Origin of the sequence: Sphingomonas sp., assembly GCF_042095875.1 — a bacterium.
Lineage (GTDB): Bacteria > Pseudomonadota > Alphaproteobacteria > Sphingomonadales > Sphingomonadaceae > Sphingomonas.
The window spans coordinates 15,460-34,019 of sequence record NZ_JBELMJ010000019.1 but is presented as its reverse complement, the minus strand read 5'-3'; the positions used below and the strand labels follow the sequence as shown (position 1 = coordinate 34,019).

16 protein-coding genes are annotated in these 18,560 nt (G+C 68.9%); 4 read left to right on the top strand and 12 right to left on the bottom strand.

What is annotated here, in order from left to right; all coding sequences use genetic code 11:
* Positions 1–2: 2 nt before the first annotated feature.
* The 4 genes from ACFDS6_RS08715 to ACFDS6_RS08700 form a co-directional block, all read right to left on the bottom strand.
* Positions 3–1,505: a tryptophan halogenase family protein gene (locus ACFDS6_RS08715; RefSeq protein ID WP_375271756.1), complete on the bottom strand. Its 1,503-nt coding sequence runs from the start codon at positions 1,503–1,505 to the stop codon at positions 3–5.
* Entirely contained in the window at positions 1,502–2,530 is a 1,029-nt protein-coding gene (locus tag ACFDS6_RS08710; RefSeq protein WP_375271755.1) for a cupin-like domain-containing protein, read from the bottom strand. The genes ACFDS6_RS08715 and ACFDS6_RS08710 overlap by 4 nt, the downstream gene beginning before the upstream one ends.
* Positions 2,523–3,242: a SapC family protein gene (locus ACFDS6_RS08705; protein WP_375271754.1), complete on the bottom strand. Its 720-nt coding sequence runs from the start codon at positions 3,240–3,242 to the stop codon at positions 2,523–2,525. The genes ACFDS6_RS08710 and ACFDS6_RS08705 overlap by 8 nt, the downstream gene beginning before the upstream one ends.
* A gap of 106 nt (positions 3,243–3,348) precedes the next feature.
* On the bottom strand, positions 3,349–6,411 hold the full coding sequence (locus tag ACFDS6_RS08700; RefSeq protein ID WP_375271753.1) for a TonB-dependent receptor: 3,063 nt from the start codon (positions 6,409–6,411) through the stop codon (positions 3,349–3,351).
* Positions 6,412–6,607: 196 nt separating this feature from the next.
* On the opposite strand from ACFDS6_RS08700, the gene ACFDS6_RS08695 reads away from it, so the two are divergent.
* Both ACFDS6_RS08695 and ACFDS6_RS08690 read left to right on the top strand, forming a co-directional pair.
* Complete coding sequence (locus ACFDS6_RS08695; protein ID WP_375271752.1) at positions 6,608–8,884, top strand: beta-glucosidase; 2,277 nt, start codon at positions 6,608–6,610, stop codon at positions 8,882–8,884.
* A 63-nt stretch (positions 8,885–8,947) separates the two neighbouring features.
* A complete protein-coding gene (locus ACFDS6_RS08690; protein ID WP_375271751.1) occupies positions 8,948–10,183 on the top strand; it encodes an MFS transporter in 1,236 nt (411 codons plus the stop codon).
* On the opposite strand, the gene ACFDS6_RS08685 is transcribed toward ACFDS6_RS08690, so the two are convergent.
* The 7 genes from ACFDS6_RS08685 to ACFDS6_RS08655 all read right to left on the bottom strand — a co-directional run bounded on the left by ACFDS6_RS08685 (position 10,159) and on the right by ACFDS6_RS08655 (position 16,673).
* Positions 10,159–10,980: a family 16 glycosylhydrolase gene (locus ACFDS6_RS08685; RefSeq protein ID WP_375271750.1), complete on the bottom strand. Its 822-nt coding sequence runs from the start codon at positions 10,978–10,980 to the stop codon at positions 10,159–10,161. The genes ACFDS6_RS08690 and ACFDS6_RS08685 overlap by 25 nt on opposite strands.
* Positions 10,981–10,999: 19 nt before the next feature.
* Positions 11,000–12,706 (bottom strand): adenylyl cyclase, encoded by a 1,707-nt coding sequence (locus ACFDS6_RS08680; protein ID WP_375271776.1) that lies wholly within the window; start codon positions 12,704–12,706, stop codon positions 11,000–11,002.
* Between the two features lie 528 nt (positions 12,707–13,234).
* Positions 13,235–13,576 carry a tetratricopeptide repeat protein gene (locus ACFDS6_RS08675; protein WP_375271749.1) on the bottom strand — a complete coding sequence of 114 codons (342 nt, stop codon included), beginning with the start codon at positions 13,574–13,576 and terminating at the stop codon, positions 13,235–13,237.
* Positions 13,577–14,134: 558 nt separating this feature from the next.
* Positions 14,135–14,563: an ExbD/TolR family protein gene (locus tag ACFDS6_RS08670; RefSeq protein WP_375271748.1), complete on the bottom strand. Its 429-nt coding sequence runs from the start codon at positions 14,561–14,563 to the stop codon at positions 14,135–14,137.
* Between the two features lie 24 nt (positions 14,564–14,587).
* Complete coding sequence (locus ACFDS6_RS08665) at positions 14,588–15,061, bottom strand: ExbD/TolR family protein (RefSeq protein WP_375271747.1); 474 nt, start codon at positions 15,059–15,061, stop codon at positions 14,588–14,590.
* Between the two features lie 92 nt (positions 15,062–15,153).
* The gene (locus ACFDS6_RS08660; RefSeq protein WP_375271746.1) at positions 15,154–15,948 is read right to left on the bottom strand and encodes a MotA/TolQ/ExbB proton channel family protein; all 795 of its coding nucleotides are present in this window, start codon (positions 15,946–15,948) and stop codon (positions 15,154–15,156) included.
* A 47-nt stretch (positions 15,949–15,995) separates the two neighbouring features.
* A complete protein-coding gene (locus ACFDS6_RS08655; RefSeq protein ID WP_375271745.1) occupies positions 15,996–16,673 on the bottom strand; it encodes an energy transducer TonB in 678 nt (225 codons plus the stop codon).
* Between the two features lie 223 nt (positions 16,674–16,896).
* Between ACFDS6_RS08655 and ACFDS6_RS08650 the strand changes: the two genes are divergently transcribed.
* On the top strand, positions 16,897–17,790 hold the full coding sequence (locus ACFDS6_RS08650; RefSeq protein ID WP_375271744.1) for a hypothetical protein: 894 nt from the start codon (positions 16,897–16,899) through the stop codon (positions 17,788–17,790).
* Here the strand turns inward: ACFDS6_RS08650 and ACFDS6_RS08645 are convergent.
* Positions 17,765–18,136: a dihydroneopterin aldolase gene (locus ACFDS6_RS08645; protein WP_375271743.1), complete on the bottom strand. Its 372-nt coding sequence runs from the start codon at positions 18,134–18,136 to the stop codon at positions 17,765–17,767. The genes ACFDS6_RS08650 and ACFDS6_RS08645 overlap by 26 nt on opposite strands.
* 134 nt (positions 18,137–18,270) lie before the next feature.
* On the opposite strand from ACFDS6_RS08645, the gene ACFDS6_RS08640 reads away from it, so the two are divergent.
* Positions 18,271–18,560: GNAT family N-acetyltransferase (locus ACFDS6_RS08640; protein ID WP_375271742.1), on the top strand; the 290-nt coding region annotated here is incomplete at its 3' end.

Genomic DNA, 18,560 nt, shown 5'->3' with positions numbered 1-18,560 from the left:
CGTCAGGCCGCGGCGGGGCGCGCCGCGCCGCAGTAGCGCGCGACATAGGCGGCGTGTTCGGGCATGCTGTCGACGCTGTGCGCGACCGTGTCGCGCAGCCCGGTCAGCATCTTGTCGAGTTCGTCGTCGCGCAGCTTGGCCGCGATCGGATGGTAGCTGCGCGGGGTGATCCCCTGCCCCATCATCACCTGAACCCAGCTGTTCTCCGCGAACAGCTCCTCGTTGCGGCGGAACACGCGACCCGTCTCGCGGAACAGCTCGATCTTGTGCGACAGCGTCTCGGGTACCGCCATGTCGCGGCAGAAGCGCCAGAACGCACTGTCGCCCCGCTCGGTGACCTTGTAATGGAGGATCAGGAAGTCGCGGATCTGCTCCATGTCGGTCATCTGCTGATCGTTGAACTCCGCCACGTCGCGCGCGCTGATCTCGCCGTGCGGGAACAAGCGGATCAGCCGGATGATCGCGCGCTGGATCAGGTGCAGGCTGGTCGATTCGAGCGGCTCCATGAACCCGCCCGACAGCCCGATCGCGACGCAATTGCGGTGCCACTGGCGACGCCGGGCGCCGGTGGTGAAGCGGATCACGTTCGGCTTGGTCAGCGGCTCGCCCTCGACGTTGCCGAGCAGCCGTTCGAGCGCCGCGTCCTGGCTCAGATAGCGCGAGCAGTAGACGATGCCGTTGCCGGTGCGGTGCTGCAGCGGGATGCGCCACTGCCACCCCGCGTCGTGCGCCATCGCGCGCGTGTACGGCACCGGCGCGCGCACGTTGGGCGTCTGCACCGCGATCGCCGCGTCGCACGGTAGCCAGTGCGTCCAGTTGTCGAACCCGGCGTGGAGCGCGCCCTCGATCAGCAGCGCGCGAAAGCCGGTGCAGTCGAGGAACAGGTCGCCCTCCACGCGCGTGCCGTCCTCCAGCACCAGCGCGGCGATGTCGCCGCGTTCGCCGTCGAGGTCCACGCGCGCGATCCGCCCCTCAATCCTCGTCGCGCCGTCACCCTCCGCCATCTCGCGCAGGAAGCGCGCGTAGAGCGTCGAGTCGAGCTGATAGGCGTAATTGACCGCGTCACCCGGCAGATGCGCGAAGCGGCTCTGCATCGCGGCGGCGAGTTCCAGGCAGTAGTCGTCATAAGGCGCGTCGTGCCCGCGCGTGCGTCCGTGCAGCCAGAAATGCTGGAACCCCGCCGACCAGTGATCGGTGCCGGTCAGCCCGAAGGAATGGAAGTAGCGCGAGCCTTTCTCCTTCCAATCGTCGAACAGGATGCCGAGCTTGAACGTCGCCTGCGTCGCGCGCATGAACGTCGCTTCGTTGATCCCGAGCAGGCGATTGAACGTGATCAGCGGCGGGATGGTCGACTCGCCGACGCCGATCGTGCCGATCGCGTCCGACTCGACCAGCGTGACCGACACGGTGCGCCCCATCGTGCGCGCGATCGCCGCCGCGGCCATCCAGCCGGCACTGCCGCCTCCGGCGACGACGACGCGGCGCGGGCGAGGCTGCGCGCTCATCGGCTTAGCTGCCGCAACAGGAAGCCGCGGATGCGGCCCGCCGTTTCCGACGTCAGCGGCGCGAGCACGCCACGCGCGTCGGCCGGGATGTGCGCCGCCGCCGCGGCCGCGTCGCCGAAGACGTAGAAGTCGAACAGGTCGCGCCAGTGCGCCTTCTCGTCCTCGGGCAGGTCGCGAATGCTCATCATCGCGTGGTTGAGCGCGTCCTGCGGGTTGCCGAGATACGCCGGCGTGGTGCGCCACCAATAGTTCACCAGGATGTTGAACGGCGCCAGTCCCTCGACGTGGTGCCACCACATCCCCGGCATGTAGATCGCGTCCCCGGCGTCCAGCTCGACGGTGCGCGCGTGCGACAATGCCTCGTCGAAGCGGGGAAAACGCTCGGAGTCGGGTGCGTGGAAGTCGACCATGCTGACCGCGCGACCGCCGGGCGTGTTGTCGACCGGTCCCAGGTACAGATTGGCGTACTGATCGCGCGGGAACACGGTGAAGCGACGCCTGCCCGCCGCGACGCAGGCGAGGTTGTTGGGCGTGTCGTTGTGCGCGGCGACCCGGGTCCGCGTTCCGATCCAGATGCTGGCGAGATAGTCGGCCACGCCTAACGGCACGTGGTTCGCCTCGTGCAGGCCGGGGAAGAAGTTGCGCACGTCGATGCTCGACAGGTAGAGCGGCGGCGCGCCCGCATCATCCTCGACCGCGTCGATCCGTGCGAAGATGTCCGGCAGCTTGGCCTCCGCCGAGCGGAAGTTCAGCCGCATCGCCTCGTCGTAGAACATGCGCCCGCCGCTCGCGGGATCGCCGACCGCGACCGGGAACGGCACGTCGCGCGCGCGCTGGAGCAGGTAGGTGCGCGCCTCGCGCCCCGAACGGCGCGCCGCCCTGACCAGCGGCCAGTCGGCGACCAGCCCGCGCACCACGAAAGGCGCGCGCGCGTCGCGCATCCGCGCGTTCAGCTCGGCCGCATCGGCGACCGCGACCTCCTCGACCGGAGGGATCCGCGCGAAGATGTCGCCGGCGTCACCCATGCGCGAGCCGGCGATTGCGCCGCTCCACCAGCGCGCCGATGTTGGCGAGCGAGGCGAGCGCCATGAAGATCGGCAGCAAATGCCCGTCGCGGTGCAGGTCGCCGAGCGCCGACGCGTCAAGCGCGCGCAATCGCGCTTCGTCGATCACGTGATAGCCGATCAGCCGGTTGACCGACTGGTCGGCGAAGGTCAGGTCGAGCGACAGCGGCTCGAGCAATTCGTGCCGCTCGAGCGCGTCGAAGAAGGCGGCCGAGGCGGCGTAGCCCGCGTCGAGTGCGCCCAATTGCTCGACGATATGCTCAAGGAACGGCGTCGCGCGGCCGTCGGCGTCGAACACGCGCACGCCGCCGTCGTCGTCGCTGACGCGCGGGCTGCCCGCGTCGACGTGGACCTGCTTGCGCGGCGAACCCGGCGCGTCCTGCCCAATCAGGAACGGCTGGATCTCCATCGCCAGCGGCCGGTAGCGCGCGTCCCAGCGGTTGTCCGACAGGAACAGATTCTCGCCGTCGGTGAAGCCGAACATGGCGAAGGCGCTGACGCTGCCGCGCTCGTAGTCGCGGCGGAACAGGATCGGATATTCGTTCTGCACGCGCCGGAACTCGTCCGGCACGGTCAGGCAGCACATCACGCCGTCACCCAGCCCCGCGCCGCGGTCCAAGCGCACGCGCAGGTCGCGGTGAGCATCGGCGGCGAGGAGTTCGTGCTGCGGCATGGTTGGTCGTTCCGGCATAACGGGTCGGGCGCCCTCTGGCTATCACCCCGCCGGAGCAAGTGCGATAGCCGGCGAGCCCGGCCCCGTCGCCGGGGCCGTCACCCGATCAGAAGGTGAAGCGCAGACCCGCCGAGTAGCGCGCGTCCTGCTTGACGACGAAGGTCACGTTGCGGTCGCTGCGACGATGCCCGCGACGGTCCTCGCCCGTCAGGTTGATCGCCTCGACGAAGGCGGTCATGCCGGGGATGAACTCGTAGCTCGCGGTCGCGTCGACCTGTCCATAGGCTTCGGTGTAGAACGGGTTGATCCCGCCGCCGGACAGGAACTCGTCGCGCCAATTGTACGCCACGCGCGCCTGGAAGCCGTGCTTGTCGTAGAACAGCACCGCGTTGGCGCTGTCGGACAGGCCGTTGATCGCGAACTGCGACACGCTGGCGGGCAGCTCGTTGTCGTAGTCGCGGTTGCCGTTCACGATCGTGTAGTTGAGGATCGTGCCGAACCCGGTGTTCCAGAACGTGTGCTGGAGCGCGAATTCGAAGCCGTCGATCTTCGCGCTGTCGTCGCTGTTGAACGGCGTCTGAATCACGAAGTTGACGGGCGCGTCCTGCGCGTTGCCGATGATGCGACCGTCCGCGCTGATCGAACCGGGGAAGTTCGCACGGAAGTAATCGCGGTAGTTGGCGAAGGTCAGGTCCTGACCCGCCGCCTGCAACGCGGCGGTCGCCTGGCGATAACGCGGACCATCGGCGGGGTTGTTCAGCCCCGGAATGGTCGTGTTGACCTGCGTCTGCCCGATATAGTTCGACACATCCTTGTGGAAGAAGCCGACCGAGAAGTAGCTGTCGGGCTTGTAATACCATTCGGCCGACAGATCGACGTTCTTCGACTTGTACGGGATCAGGTTGGGATTGCCCTGCGCGCCGGTGCCGCCGCCGATGCGGAACAGCTGGTCGACGGTGCGCCCACCCTGCAGGCTGGCGTAATCGGCGCGCGTGATCGTGTGGCTGTACGACGCGCGCAGCTTCACGTTGTTGATCGGCTGGAAGTCAAAATCGACCGCGGGCAGCCAGTTGTCGTACGAACCCGACGTAGTGGTGAACGACCGCTCGCCGCTGTCGATCACGTTGAACTCGTTCTGCGAGCTCTGCACGGTGCCGGAGAAGACCGGGACCAGCGCGCTCGATTTCACCGTGGTGTTCTCGTAGCGCAGGCCCAGGATCAGGTGCGCACGCCGGGCGAACAGGTCGAACGTGTTGTTCATCTGCACGAACGGCGCCACTGTCTTCTCGCGAATGCGGCGATCGGTGGTGAACGGGTTCAAGCAATTGTTGTCGCCGCCGCAGATTCCGTAGGTGTCGTCGAGCAGGTCGACCACGCGCCCGAAATCGTAACGGTAGAACGACTGCGCTATCGCGGCGTCCTTGGCACCCGAGATGCCCTTGAACGCGTCGGGAATGTCGACCAGCTCGAACAGGTCGTCGGGCAGCAGCGCCGCCGCCGCCGCGCGCTGCGCCGGGCTGTCGCCGCCGGTGCCGCCCCAAGTGTCGTTCTGCAACACGCTATAGGCCGAGCGCACCTTGTTGTCGGTGTACTGGAAGCCGAAGTCGAGCGAGTCGAAGAAGGCGCCGCCGTTGTCGTAGTGGCCGCGCAGCTGCGCCTGGTTGATCTCGTCGCGGAAGTACGAGTTGCGGAACGCGTTGCCCGTCGGGGTGATCAGCGCCCGGTTGAGCGGATCGATCCCCGGCTGCATCTGGTAGGAGATGACCGGCAGGTCGTTGTCGAAGTTGATCGTCTGGCTGGCGACGCCGAACACCGCCAGGCCGAGCGAGTTGGAATTGCCGAACCGGTTGTCGGGCTTCGCGGTCGCAGTGGAATGGTGCGCGTCGAGTGTGACGGTGACCCCGCCCGGCGCTTCCCACGTCAGATTGCCGCCCAACGACTTGTTCTCGGTCAGGCTGGAGGTGAGGCCCGAGGAGTAGCTCAGGTCCTTCGCCGCGCCCGCGGTGAAGCGCTCGGTGTAAAAGATCGGGCCGGCGATCGGGCCGTCGGTCCACGCGCTCGACGTGTCGCCGTGGCCGTAATAGACGCCGACGTTCGCGTTGCGCGCCTCGACCGAGTAGCGCGAATAGGTGAAGTCCGCGGTGGCGGTCAGGTTGTCAGTCGGCTTGTACTGCAGCACCAGCTGGCCGTTGATGCGCTCGCGGTCGATGTCGTTCAGGTCGTAGGACGCGTTCTGCGGCACTTCGTAGACGTCGTTCGGGCCCGGCCGATTGGTGATGTTGGCGGCACCCGGCGTGCCCGGCTGCGCCAGCGAACCCCAGTTGTTCTCCGACCCCAGGTAGCCGTCGCGGTAGCCGACGTTGGCCGCGTTCACGCTCGCCTTGCGCTTCTGGTACACGCCGGTGACGAGCAGGCCGAAGCGGTCGCCGCCGAAGGTGGTCGAGAAGATGCCCGACACCTCGGGCGTGACGTCCTTGCCGCCGTTCTGCGACGTGTCGATCACGCCGCGCGCCGCGATCGACCCGCGCGTGCCGATCTTGTCGAGCGGGCGCGGGGTGCGAATGTTGATGGTCGAGCCGATGCCGCCCGACGGCAGCGTCGCGCGCCCCGACTTGTACACCTCGAGCGCGGAGATACCCTCCGACGCGAGGTTGGCGAAATCGAACGAGCGCGACGACGGCGCGCTGAACCCGTCGCCCAGCGTCGCGGTCGGCAGTTGGCGGCCGTTCAGCACGACGAGGTTGTATTCCGGGCCGAAGCCGCGAACCGTGACGAACGAGCCCTCGCCGTTCGAGCGGTCGATCGACACGCCGGTGATGCGCTGCAGCGACTCGGCGAGGTTGGTGTCGGGGAACTTGCCGATGTCCTCGGCCGAGATCGCGTCCACCACGCCCTGCGCGTCGCGCTTCAGGTCGATCGACGCGCGCAAGCTGGCGCGGATGCCGGTGACGACGATGTCGTTGCTCGTCTCCGACGGGTCGGTCGGGGCGACCGCGACGTCGGCCGACTCGGACGGGCCGGTGTTGCCGAGCGTTGCGGCGGCACTGGGCACCTGCGGATCGGCGCCGCTCGTGTCCTGCGCCCAGGCGCTGGCGGGTAGGCCGGCGACCGCGAGCGCCGATGCGCCGAGAAAGAGATGCGAAACGGCGCGCGCACTGAAGCTACGCATGGTAATCCTCCCCATGTGGCCGGCGCGGTTGAACCCCCTGGCGCCGTTTGAGAACGTTCACTTGTTTCCAAGTCGTTTCGCTGTCAAGCAGATCGTGGCTGAGCTGAGAACGTTCCCAGCGATTGGTTACGCTTTGTGTCCCGCGCGACACAACCGGGCCGGATTGACGCTTATGTATTTGAACAAGGGGATGAGGATGTTGAACAGAATGCACGCCGCGCTGATCGCGACCAGCGCGCTCGCGCTCACCGGCGCGGCCGCGACCGCGCAGCAGCCGCGCGCCACCGCGCGGTCCGCGCCCGCCGCGGGCAAGGTCGACGGCGCCGCGGCGCGCGCGCGCGCGCAGGCAATCGTCGCGCGCATGACGCTCGACGAGAAGATCGCGCTCGTCCACGGGCTGTTCCCGCCGATGGCGGCGGGCAAGACGCCGAACGAGCTGATCCCGTCGGCCGGCCACATCGACGGCATACCGCGGCTCGGCGTGCCGCTGGTGCGCGAGAGCGACGCCTCGCTCGGCGTCGCCAACCAGGTCGAGCAGCGCCGCGGGGATGTCGCCACCGCACTCCCCTCCGGCCTCGCCACCGCGTCGAGCTTCGATCCCGAGATCGCGCGCGCTGGCGGCGCGATGATCGGCAGCGAGGCGCGATCCAAGCGCTTCAACGTGCTGCTGGCGGGCGGCGTCAACCTGACGCGCGATCCGTGGAACGGGCGCAATTTCGAGTATCTGGGCGAGGACCCTTTGCTCGCGGGCGAGCTGGCGGGCGCGCATATAAACGGCGTGCAGTCGAACCGCATCGTGTCGACGATCAAGCATTTCGCGCTCAACTCGCAGGAGACCGGCCGCACCGTCGCCGACGCGCGGATCGGCGAGCAGGCCTTGCGAGAGAGCGACCTGCTCGCGTTCGAGCTCGCGATCGAGCGCGGCAACCCCGGCTCGGTCATGTGCGCCTACAACAAGGTCAACGGCGACTGGGCGTGCGAGAACGACTTCCTGCTCAACCGCGTGCTCAAGCGCGACTGGGGCTATCGCGGCTGGGTAATGAGCGACTGGGGCGCGGTGCACTCGACGGTCAAGGCGGCGAACGCCGGGCTCGACCAGCAATCGGGGCAGGAACTCGACAAGTCGCTGTTCTTCGGCTCGGCATTGAAGCAGGCGGTCGAGGCGGGCCAGGTGCCGATGCAGCGGCTGGACGACATGGTGGTGCGCTACCTGACCGGGCTGATCGAGACCGGCGCCTATGACGCGCCGGTGCCCAGCGCCGCGCAGACCCCGCCCTACGCCGCCCACGCCGAGGTCGCGCAGCGCGCGGCGGAGGCCGGCATCGTGCTCTTGAAGAACGAGAACAACCTGCTGCCGCTGGCGCGTTCCACCAAACGCATCGTGCTGATCGGCGGCGCGGCGGACGTCGGCGTGCTGTCGGGCGGCGGGTCGAGCCAGGTCCGCTCGGTCGGCGGCGCGCCGATCGAGATCCCGCTGTCGAGCGGCGGCGCGTCGTCGTTCGCGCGCATCACCTATCATGCCTCCTCCCCGCTCGCCGCGCTGCGCAAAGCGCTGCCCGGCGCACAGATCAGCTACGTCGACGGGCGCAACCTGAACGCCACGCTCGACGCGGCGAATAACGCCGACATGGCGATCTTCTTCGCGACGCAGTGGACGACCGAGGCGCAGGACGTCGCCGACCTGCGCCTGCCCGACAACCAGGACGCGCTGATCGCGATGGTGGCCAAGGTGCAGCCGAAGACGATCGCGGTGATGGAGACGGGCGGGCCGGTGCTGATGCCGTGGCTCGACCAGGTGCCCGCGGTGGTGCAGGCCTGGTACCCCGGACAGCGCGGCGGCGAGGCGATCGCGGGCGTGCTGACAGGCCGCGTCAACCCGTCGGGCCGGCTGCCGATCACCTTCCCGGCTTCCGCCGCGCAGCCGCCCCGCGCCGCCCCCGTCGGGCTCGACCGGCTGACCTCGCTCGAGGCGCAGGCGGCGGCCGATCCGGGTACCGCCAGCAACGCCGTGCTGCCGAGCTTCCCGGTCGATTACGTTGAGGGGTCGGACGTCGGCTATCGCTGGTACGAGAAGAAGGCGTTAAAGCCGCTGTTCCCGTTCGGCCACGGGCTCAGCTACACCACCTTCGCCTATCGCAACCCGGTAGTCAGCGGGGGCAAAAGGCTGTCGATTACTTTCGACGTGGTCAACACCGGCCGCACCGCCGGCGCGGACGTGCCGCAGATGTACGTGGCCCGCGGCGGAGCAAACCAGCCGATGCGGCTCGCGGGGTTCGCGCGCGTGATGCTGAAGCCCGGCGAGACGCGCCGCGTCACGCTGACCGCGGAGCCGCGCATCGTCGCCGACTACGACACGCGCCTGCCGGGCTGGCGCGTGCGCGCGGGCACCTACCGCGTGGCGCTCGCGCGCGACGCGACCGACCGCACGATGGTGTCGAGCGCGACGCTCGACGCGGCGACGATGAAGCCGTGATCCGCGAATGCGCGTGACTAGGGTGTAGCGACACAGCCCTAGTCACGCGTGAAACGCGCGCGCATGGAGGCGACGACCATGCGCGCGCCGTCCGCCTCCCCCATCCGCCGCTCGCCGCGCTTCCTGCTCGCGCTCGCGCTCGCGCAGGCGGGCGGCGTCATCGGCTACCTGCCGTTCCTGACGCTGCTGCTGCCGCTCAAGGTGGAGGGGATCGCGGGCGAGGCGCGGATGGATGTGCTGACCGCCACCGTGCTGGCCGGCGCGGTCGCGTCGAGCACCTCCAACATCGCGTTCGGCTGGCTGAGCGACCGCGCGGTGGCGCGCGGCGGCGGGCGGCGCCGCGGCATCGTGTTCGGCCTGGTCCTGCTGCTCGTCGCGTTCGCGGCGCTGGCGGCGAGCGAGACGGCCGCGGCGCTGACCGCGTCGGTGGTGCTCTTCCAGGTCGCGGTCAACGCAGTGTTGGCGCCCTTGTTCGCGCTGATGGCGGACGAGGTGCCCGACGCGCAGAAGGGGGTCGCGGCGGGGCTGCTCGCGCTCGGCAATCCGCTCGCTTCCGCCTTCTCCGCCTTGCTGGTCGCGTCGGCGCTCGACGAGGCGGCGCGCATCCTGACCATCCCGCTCGTCTGCCTCGCCTGCGTAGCGCCGCTGCTGCTCACCCCTGCGCGGGCCGGCGCGGCGTCGGTCACGCCGGCCCCGTCGGAGCGATCACCGCGCCGCGATCTGTTGATCGCGGGGGTCGCGCGGCTGCTGGCGCAGGTGGCGGGCAACGTCACCGCGCTCTACCTGCTCTATTATTTCGAGAGCGTCGCACCCGACACCGGATCGCGCGTGCTCGGCGCCTCGATCGGCCACCTGCTGACGCTCGCCTACCTGGTCCCGCTGCCGATCGCGGTGCTGATCGGACGCTGGTCGGACGCGACCGGGCGACGCAAGCCGTTCCTGCTCGGCGCGGCGCTGGTCGCGGCGGCGGGTTTGGTCGGCATGGCCGCGGCGCGCGGCTGGAGCGCGGGCGCGATCGCGTTCGGCGTCTACGCCACCGGTTCGGCGGTGTTCCTGGCGCTCCACGCCGGCTTCGCCATGCAGTTGCTACCCGACCCGCGCCACCGCGGTCGCGACCTGGGCCTCATCAACCTGACCAACACCTTGCCCGCGCTGCTCGGCCCGGCGCTGACCTGGTGGCTGGCCACGCCGCGCGACTTCAGCGCGCTGATGCTGTCGCTCGCTGCCCTGACGGTCGGCGGCGGCGTGCTGCTGCTCGCCGCGCGCGGGCGCGCTCAGCCGGGCTTGCCCACCCAGTAGCGGACATAGTCGACCTCCATCCGCTGGGGCAGCGCGGCGTCGTCGACCCCCTTCTTCCCGCCCCAGTCGCCGCCGATCGCGAGGTTGAGGATCAGGTGGTACGGGCTGGTGAACGGCCACGCCGCCGCGCCGCCCGGCTGGTCGTTGGCGACGCGCATGTAGCCGCGCCCGTCGACCCCGATCGTGATCGCGTCGGCGCGCCAGTCGAGCTGGTAATCGTGATACGCGGTGCAACTCGTCGCGACGCGGCGCTCGGCCCCGCGCTGCGTGCCCTTGGCGTGGTTGAAAGCGGCACTGTGCAGCGTCGCGTGCACCACGTGGGGGTCCCAGCCGACCATCTCCATGATGTCGATCTCGCCCGCGTCGGGCCACTTGCCCTCCGCCGGCAGCATCCAGATCGCCGGCCAGGTCCCCCGCGCGCACGGCAGCCGCGCGCGGATCTGGTAGAACCCGTATCCCAGCGCGTGCCGGCTGACGAGCTTGCCCGAGGTATAGTCCTGCCCGCCCCAGTCGCGGACGCGCGCGCGACTCAGCCGCTCGCGCCGCGCCTCGATCACCAGCGCGCCTTTCTCCACGCGCACGTTCTTCCCGCGGTCGGCAGCGTAATATTGCAGCTCGTTGTTGTACCAGCCCTGTGCGTTGCGCGACGTGTCGTACCGCCATTTGGCGGCGTCGACGTACGCGCCGTCGAACTCGTCGGCGAAGCTCGGCCGCGTGGCGGGCGCGCGCATCGCCATGTCGACCTGGTAGTTGGTCGCGCCGAGCGTCGCGGCCTGCGCGATCAGGAGGGTCAGCATCGTTCGCTCCTTCGTCGGGTCACGCCGCCGGGTAACGCTTCAGCGTCTGGCGGATCGCACCGGGTCGCGCCGCCTCGCCCGCCTCGTTCACCGGGTGCGCGATCGTCCCCATGCCTCCGCCGAGCGAAATGGTGGTGACGTTCTCCACCACAACGCCGGGCGTGCGCGGCACCTCCACCGCGCTCTCCAGCACGATCGTCGGGTCGGCGGTGAAGTTGGCGTACACGCCCATGCCGATGACATGGTGCGCGCGGACGTGGTCGGCGACCTTGTACGCCGCCCATCCGCGCGTACGCCCGGCCATGTACGCGGCCTGGCTGGGCGGGTCGTAGGGCAGCTCGTTCTGGTAGAAATAGGTGCGGCCGCGCTCGCCGTTCCACAGCGTCTGGTACTTGCGGAAATGCTCCACGAACAGGCCGTAGATCGTCACGTCGTCGCCGTTGACGACCAGCCCCTGCTCGCCCGTGCTCTCGTCCCACGCGACGTGGACGCGGCCATTCTCGCGGTCGCCGTGGTCGGCGCGCCAGATCCACAGGTGGTCGGCGACGACGTTGCGGCTGTTGATCTCGCACGCGGTCTCGACCTTGCCGACGCGCGCGCCGCCGACGCGGAAGAACAGGTCGGCGAGCAAAGTCGGTGCGGCGGCGTGGTCGCGCCGCGAACCGCGCGGCCCCACCTCCAGCAGCACGGGCGACAGCGCCGGCCCTGCGTCGAACAGCAACCCCGCGATGCTCACGTCCGGCACGTCGGCGACCCGCATCGCCACCGCACCATTCTCCGCCAACAACGTCGCAAACCCCAACCCCAGCACCACGGTCCCGGCGCGGTCGACCCGCAGCGGCTCGTCGACGCGGTAGATGCCCGGCGTGAGCAGCAGGTGCTGCCCGCGCGCGAGCGCGGCGTTCATCTCGCCCACGCGCATCTGCGGGTGCGCGATGAAGAAGCGATCGAGCGCGATCGTCCGCCCGGCCGCGCTGCTGCCCGACCAGCTCACCCCGCGCGCGTCGCGGCGCAGTGCGGGGACGAACACGCCCCACGCGCCCGCCGCGGTGACGTGCAGGAACGGCTTCTCGCGGATCACCGGCACGGTCGCGATCGTCGTGTACGGCGGCTCGGGGAAGCTCGTGGCGGGTGCGCCGTCGACGCCCATGAACATCATGTTCCAGTTCGCGCCCCGCCAGCCGCCGAGCGTGCTGTTGCGGGTGAACCATTGCTGCTGCGTCCCCGATCGGACGACGCCGTCGACGCGGCAATCCGCCATGAAGCCGCCGCTCGACCAGCCGCCGTCGTCGAGCGCCAGGTCGCCATCCAGGTGGATGCGCCGATAGGGTGCGGCCTGCGACACCGCCCAGCGATCCGCGCGGTCGGGCGGGCGCACCGCCATGTTCTCCACCCCGCGCCAGAAGTTCACCAGCGCCATGCCCTTCATCCAGTCGGCCTCGGCGTGGACGTGCCCCGCGACCTGGACGGCGCCGGGCACCGCACCCAGCCCCGCGACCTGCGTGAAGAAGCCGACGTTGACGTCGAGCCGATGAGTGCCGGGCTTGAGCAGCACCGCGTGTCGCGCGTCGGTGAAGTGCGCGCGCTCCTGCTGCCGGAAGATTGCGTCGACGCGCCGCTGCGCCGCGCCCGCATCGCCCGGCTCGACGATCAGGACATGCGGTCCCAGGTCAGGGTTCGCGCGCGCACGTGCCCGGCCCGCTGCCGCACGCGGCAAGGCACCCACGCTCCCCAATCCGAGCAGAACGTCGCGTCGATCCAACTGCAGCACCCGAGCCTCTCCCCATCCGCGCGCCTTCTTACCCGCTCGGTCACGCATAGCGTAGTGATGGGTTCGTGCCACTGACCTAAGTGAAATGAGGGGTGAGGCGTGCCCGTTTGCCGCGCTGTAGCTGCCACCCGCCCGGAAGCGCCTGCCATTCTGTCCGAGCACCGCGCGCTGCTCGGGCCCGCCTGAGCAGGCGAAAGTCTGCATGGTTGGGTTCAGGTTCACGGGCGCAGACAGGAACGACGATCACGTCAGAAGTTCATGAACCGAGACCGGCTTGTGCTAACATCGACGAAGGCACGGATCGGCAAACCGCTTGCGTGCAGAACATACCACGCGAGCAAAGCCTCTTCGTCCAAGTTGACGGCTACGACGGGCCGAGCGCCTGCCATCTCACCGGCGTTTCGGGCCCCCTCGCAAGCCGACTTAATCGTGAGAACGTCAGCCGCGCGCCGGCATGGGCGCGCGCTGACGACCGGCGTCGAATTATCGCGCGGCGAGCGTCTCGCCGAGCCGCGACAGCCCACGCTGCGCCACGTCGTGCGACGACAACGTGCAACCGTCCGCCACTTCCAGCGCGACCGGTGCCGCGGCGAGCACGTCGTCGTACAGCGCGCGTGCCTGCGCGGTCCGGTTGGTGCGCGCGTAGATCGCGGCCAGGTTCAGCAGCACCTCCGGACGGCGCGGGAAGATCGCGCGCTCCGCCGACAGGGTCCGCTCCGCCTTCGACAGGTTGCCGGCGGCGATCGCTTCGTAGCCCGTGCGATCAGCTGCCAGCGCCGGGCTGGCGATCATCGCGGCGAGGACGAACATTCCGCAGGTGCGCATGACCTTCTCCTTTACGTTTCAATTTTGTGACACATGGATGTCACTTTTGCTACAGGCGAGCAAGTCGATTTTTCCGTTCGGGTTGCGATGATCGAAGCGCCCTGTTTGCAGAGACTGTGCATGACGCTGAACTCTCGTTGAGAACCGAAGCTGGGCAATTGGTCGATCCGACAAACGCCCCTCTTTGCCTCTGCACCAGCCATCAACGGCTGCCCGGCGAAAAGACCCGATCACCGGTGCTGACGTCCAAGAGTCTCTGTGCGCTCGCCCGATCATGGCTGCGGTGTCATCAACCTCACCGACGCGCGAATCGCACCCCGAACGCTTGTTCTCCTCGTCTAAAGAGACGAGCACGTTTCGGCGGCCACTCCTCTGCCCAACCGATGCGAGGCGTGACGCATCGCACTTCGGCGCTCAGTCACCGCTCCATGACGTCGCGGCGGCCAGCGCCAGCCCTCACACCGCTCGGCACCCCCCGCGTCCGAAACGACGAAGGGCGGGCACTCCGTCCGGAGTACCCGCCCTCATCTGGCTCGAACTGACGCGCAGGTCGCGCGATCAGAAGTCCTTGTAATATTGCTCGTTGCCGACGAAGCCGAGCTTGGTCACCGCCGAACGCTTGATGGCCGCGAGCGTCTTGTCGACCACCTCGTAGCGCGAGTTGCGGTCGGGCTGGAACTGCAGCTCCGGCTCCGGCGTGATCGCCGCCGAGGTGTCGAGATACTGCCGCAGCGTGGTGTCGTCGACCGGCACGCCGTTCCACGTCACCAGACCGGCCGCATCGATCGCGATCTTGTTCTTGATCGGGTCGACCGGCGGCTTCTGCGCATTGGGATCGTTGACCGGCAGGTCGACCTTCACCGCATGCGTCGGGATCGGAAGGGTGATGATGAACATGATGAGCAGCACGAGCATGACGTCGATCAACGGCGTCGTGTTCATCTCCATCATGGGTTCGCCGTCATCGCTCCCCGCACTCATTGCCATAAAAGCTACTCCTCTGGCTGGGTGTCAGGCGCCAGCGCCGACGCCGGGTTGCGAGATGAAGCCGACGCGCGCGAAGCCCGCCTGCTGCATGTTGAAGATGGCGCCGCCGATGCAGTGCCACGGCGTGTCCACGTCGCCGCGGATGTGCGCTTCGGGCAATTCCAGGCCGGCGGCGTCCGCGCCACCCTGACGCGCGATCTCGGTCTTGAGCTTGGCAACCGCACGGTCGAGCAGCTCGGTCTGCGTCACGGGCGTGACACCCCAGTAGACTTGGCACGCGCCCGACGGGTCCGAGGTGATCGAGAGCGACACGTTCTCGGGCTTGGTGGTGGTTGGATCAAACCGGACGTCCGGCAGCTTCACCTTGACCGTCTGGATCGCGACCGGAACCGCGATCAGGAAGATGATGAGGAGCACCAGCATCACGTCCACGAGGGGCGTGGTGTTGATGTCCGACAGAGGTTTCTCGGTGGCGTCGCCACCAACACTCATCGCCATATATCAGGCTTTCCTATTCTCCGTCCGACGGAAACGCCCGACCGGACCAGTGGCGGGACCGCGACCGGCGGCCGCGATCCCCCACCCTTTTCTTACGCGCGGGTCTGCACGCCGCCCGCCTGACCGGCAGTCGCGGTCGTGCCGGCCGGCTTCACCGGCGCCTTGGTGGTCGCGGTGTTGCCGACGTTCGGACGAACCTTGCCGTTCGAGGCGAGGAAGCCGAGCACGTCGTTCGAGAAGGCCGACAGGTCCTCCGCGATCGACTTGTTGCGGCGCTGCAGCCAGTTGTAGGCGAGCACGGCCGGAACCGCGACGACCAGGCCGAGCGCGGTCATGATCAGCGCCTCACCGACGGGGCCGGCGACCTTGTCGATCGACGGATCGCCCGACGCGCCGATCTTGATCAGCGCGCGGTAGATGCCGACCACCGTGCCGAACAGGCCGATGAACGGCGCGGTCGCGCCGACGGTCGCGAGGAACGCCAGACCACCGCCCAGCTTCGAGTTGATCGCGGCTTCCGAGCGCGCCAGCGAACCGTGGAGCCAGTCGTGCGCCTCGACCGGATCGGTCAGCTGCGCGTGCTGGTCCTGCGCCGCCAGGCCGTCGTCGACCAGCTGCTTGTAGGCCGAGTTCTTGTCCAGCTTGGCCGAGCCTTCGCGCAGCGAGTTCGACGACCAGAAACCGGCGCGCATGCGCTTCGCCTGGTTCATGATCTTCTGCTGCTCGAACAGCTTGGAGAACAGGATGTAGAACGACACAACCGACATCAGCACCAGGATGGTGAAGACCGACTGCGAGATGATGCCGCCTTCTTCAAGCGCCTGCTGGAGACCGAATTGGTTCTCTGCGGCCGCGGTTCCACCCGCGGCCAGAATGGTGGTGATCATGCGGTTGTATTCCCTCTAACTAGCTTGAGCTCGTTCATTGTTTGACGTCAGTCGCGCGGCAGGACCCAGCGCACCGGCAGCGTGTAGCTGGAGGTGATGGGATTGCCCGCCGCATCGATCGCGGGCGAGAACCGCACTCGGCTCCGGGCGATGCGACACGTTGCCTGATCGAGCGACGACGAATTGCTCGACGTCGTCACCGTGCAATCGGTCACGCGGCCGTCCGTACCAACGGTCAGCTTGGCAACAACGCGGCCCTCCTCCTCGGCGCGCTGCGCCGCGGGCGGATAGGCGTCCGGACCGAAATACTGCCCCGGATTACCCTTCAGGCCCGCGGCCTTGCTCACCGCGGGCGGTGCCGGCGGCGCGGGTGCGGGTGCCGGCGGAGCGGGCGGCGCCACGACCGGCGTCGGCACGTAGACCGGCGGCGGGTTGGGCGTCGTCGCGATCACGACGGGCGGCGGGTTCGGGTTGCGCACGATCGGCGGCGGCGAGACGACCGGCGGCGGCGACATGGGAATGTCGGGCGGCGGGGGCGGCGGCTCATCCGGCGGCGGGGGCGGCGGCTCTTCCACGTCGAACGTGTTCAGCTTCTCGACCTGCTTCTTCACGAAGTTGGTCGCGAGGCCGGTCACGAAGGCGTAGCCGAGAGCAAGGTGGACAATCGCCACGATCACCAAGGCGGTGATCTTGCTCCCGCTCATCTTCTGGTCAGAATAGGCCATTCAGCAACGAAACTCCCTCATCCTGCGGCCCTGTTGGGCGGTCGGACAAACCCGACCGTCGAAAACAATCCACGACCCTCCTCGCGGGAGCAGCCGTAGCGTCATCGGTTCTATCGCGGCACTGGAAGCGACGCAAACGCTTTGTCGGGCGCAACAAACGTACAAGCGCGGGATGACAGAATAATTTCTGTTTCGTTCACCTGTGCCGGCGTATTGATCGGCCATGTTCGTCCGTTTTCCAGCCGTGCTGTTCGCCGTTCCCCTGCTTCAAACCGCGGCGGTGCCCGCCGTCGCGCAGACCGCGCCTGTCAGCGCTGTCGGAGTCGCGCCCGCCGCGCCGGGCTACGCCGACCTCGCCGACCTGGTGGTTGCCAGCCCGCTGATCGTCGACGCGACGATCCGCTCGGCGACCCGGATCAAGGGTGCGGAGGCCGCGGGCGTCCAGGCAAACGCAGCACGCTTCTACGTCGAGGGCGACGTGGTCACGCTGGTGCGCGGCACCGGCGCGATCCCCGCGCGGGTCGGCTGGCTGGTCGACGTACCGCTCGACGTGCGTGGCCGCGCGCCCTCGCTCAAGAAGCAGCGCGTGCTCGCCTTCGCGCGCCCGGTCGCGGGCCGCCCCGGGCAAATCCAGCTGGTCGCCGACGACGCGCAGCGCGCCTGGTCGCCCGCGACCGACGCGCTCACCCGCCGCATCGCGACCGAGGCCGCGCGCGCCGACGCGCCGCCGGTCGTGACCGGGGTCAAGAGCGCCTTCTACGTCCCCGGCAGCCTGCCCGGCGAAGGCGAGACCCAGATCTTCCTGACCACCAAGGAGAACCGCCCCGCCGCGATCTCGGTGCTGCGCCGTCCGGGCGAGCAGCCGCGCTGGTCGGTGGCGCTGAGCGAGGTGATCGACGAGAACGCGACCGCCCCGGCGCGCGACACGCTGCTGTGGTACCGGCTCGCGTGTTTCCTGCCGGCAACGCTGCCCGCGGGCGCGGCCGCGGCGCTGAGCGAGGACGAGGCCGCGCACGCGCGCGAGGATTACGCCTTCGTGATGACCCAGCTCGGCACCTGCCGCGGCGGCGCGCGGCCCGGTGGCGACGCGTTCAGCGGCGGTGACGCACCAGCGTGATGCCGATTGCCTCGCCGGCTTCGGCGATCGCCAGCTTGACGATCTTGACCTTGACGCGCTGCACGCGCTTGTCCTGGAGGAACAACGTCTCGCAGATGTGATCCGCGACCGCCTCGATCAGCGTGAAATGCCCCGCGTCCGCCAGCGCGTCGGTCGCGGCGAACTTCAGGTCGAGGTAGTTCTTGGACGCGGACAGCGGCGTGTCGGGCGCGAAATGCGCCGGCGCCTCGAGCAGCACGGTGAGCGAGATGCGCAGCGGCTGCGGCAGGTGGGTTTCCTCGGAATAGATGCCGGTCAGCACCGGCACCTCCAGGTCGTGGACCTCGAGTTCGAGCGTGTCGTTCATGTCCGCGCCGTTACCCCTGAGCGCGCCTGCGCGCCAGTCGCCGCGGCGATCACGCCGCGCTTGCGTTCGCGCAGTGCTCGGCTAAGGGCGCGGCGCCCGCCCCTTCCCGGTGCGGCGCACGAATAAGGTAGCGAATGATCGATCTGGTGCCGATCGGCGAGGTGGACGCGCGGGCGGTGGAGCAACTGCTCGACCGCGCGTTCGGCCGCGATCGCCACGGCCGCACCGCCTACCTGCTGCGCGCGGGGACGCACGCGATCGCCGCGATGAGCTTCGCCGCGGTCCAAGGCGAGGCGCTGGTCGGCACGATCCAGTGCTGGCCGGTCTGGTTCGCGCCCGAAGCCGCTCACGCGCCGCGCGTGCCGATAATCCTGGTCGGCCCGGTCGCGGTCACGCCCGAGCGGCAGCAGGACGGGATCGGCCG